The sequence below is a fragment of the Thiolapillus sp. genome, assembly GCF_048562965.1.
Classification (GTDB): Bacteria; Pseudomonadota; Gammaproteobacteria; order Chromatiales; family Chromatiaceae; genus Thiolapillus; species Thiolapillus brandeum_A.
The window spans coordinates 1-1,786 of record NZ_JBHNMF010000628.1; the positions used below are offsets into that span (position 1 = coordinate 1).

Here is a 1,786-nt window from a genome sequence, read left to right on the forward strand (position 1 = left end):
GTTTTTCCTGATAGAGCCTCTGTCGCACCTGCTCAAAAACAGCCCAGAGCGATGCTCGTTGTTTTTCCGCCAGTCGTCGCTTTCGGCCCAGCCGCCGGATATCACGATAGGATTCCCAGGACTCCAGCTGCCAAGCATCTACCACATCGTGCCATTCCGTTTCCAGAAAGCGCAGATTAAAGCTCGTGGATTCTACAGTTGAGGCATCCTCAAGAAATGCCCGTATCATCTCTGCAGAAGCCAACTCAGCGGCGCCAAATTCCATTTCATACAACCGTCGAGCAATCTCATCGATAGCATGAACTTCCAGCCGCTCGCCCATGCGCGGCTCATTGCTGATCAAGCGGCTGAGCTTTATCCGAAGGGAATTAGCGAGAATCTCTGAGAAGGTGGTCAACAGCACGCGGGCTTCTGGATTGGCCCGTGCAAGATGCACCGCTCGATGCAGCGCCACTATGGTCTTTCCCGTTCCAGCAGAACCTGAAACACGCGCGGGCCCATTGTAGTCTTTTTCTACCCACTCTCTTTGTGCTGGGTGGAGAAAGATAGTCCACTTCTCCCACGGATAATTCAATGCCCGTTCCAGCTCTTCCACATTCTTCATTATCCTGAAGCGTCGCTGTGCATCAGGGTGCTCGAACGGATCAAAACCCTTTGACGAAGGAACCACCGATTGCGGTGTGCCGCCTGTGGCCAGTTCTAAAAGTGCCTCAGAAGCTTCTGCAGGAAGATGATCGGCCAGTTCGAGAACATTGTCTTCATTCGCATGGTGCACATCCCCCAGCCACTCTTCTGGCACACCATAGCCAAGCAGTTCATCATCGGACAAGCCATCAAACAGCAAAGGTTTTGAAGCTACCTGAACTGGGATCTTCTCAGTAATATATTGGGGCACTGAGATTTCCCGAACCAGCTCGCGCACCTCTACCAACTGTGCTGCGCCTGTCTTCGGGTGTGTCTCCAGTTTACGACGTTCGGCCCACTGATATGCCTTGTCATGGTGATCCACATAGCAGAGCAAGAGGCTGGATTCTGTCTTGTGGACGATGATGCGGATATCGCGGTTGACTCGTATCGACCAGAAGTTCTTGTCCTTAGCACGATCCAGCTTGTGGAAGCTCAAGCCAGGATTGGCTGGATTCATCTGCATATCGAATGCAGTGGTCTTGACTGCCTTCTGCTCGTCTCCGTTAAGTTTGGAGAGACTGTCTGTGAAAGTGTCGGCGATACGGAATTCCACCTTAGCTAAACCTCCACTTGAGTAACCAGTTGGTTCTCAATGGACGAATATAGCTCAACATCAATTTCTGGTGCTCGAATAGAGACAATAAGTGAATATGGGGCGTCCAAATCATAGCGTTCCAGTTTTGGTCGAGTCTTCCACCACCCAGAAACTGGATAAACGGCTATAACACCTCTGCTGGCCAGATCAGCGGCCTCTCCTATCCATATATCGGAATGCAACGATCCCCGATGACGGTTACGAGTGCCTAATGACCAATTTGGATCATTGCCGCTACTAGTGGTTGTCTGCTGTTCCGCATCTCTGGCAGCAACATTGATGCGAGTGCGAAATTCTTCAACGGACTCATGAGGACGTTTTACCTCGAAGCGGAAACCATGAGACTCGTAACGGTAACGTGATTTCACACCACGCGCCGAAGGGCTAGGCTCTATAAAATATGAAAGTGTCACCCGCATTTCGACTCTTGTGTCACCTAGCGCTTCCAGCTCATCCAAAGGCCAAGGCAACTTGTGCAGATTCATATCTCTTAAGGTAGGTGTG

General features: G+C 51.0%; 1 protein-coding gene and 1 pseudogene. Both read right to left on the reverse strand.

Annotated features, from left to right (window positions below; all coding sequences use genetic code 11):
- A partial coding sequence (locus tag ACOCD2_RS18510; protein WP_419625879.1) for a UvrD-helicase domain-containing protein occupies positions 1-1,240 on the reverse strand: 1,240 nt, incomplete at its 3' end.
- Between the two features lie 5 nt (positions 1,241-1,245).
- Positions 1,246-1,786 (reverse strand): annotated as a pseudogene (locus tag ACOCD2_RS18515) (hypothetical protein); the annotation flags it as partial.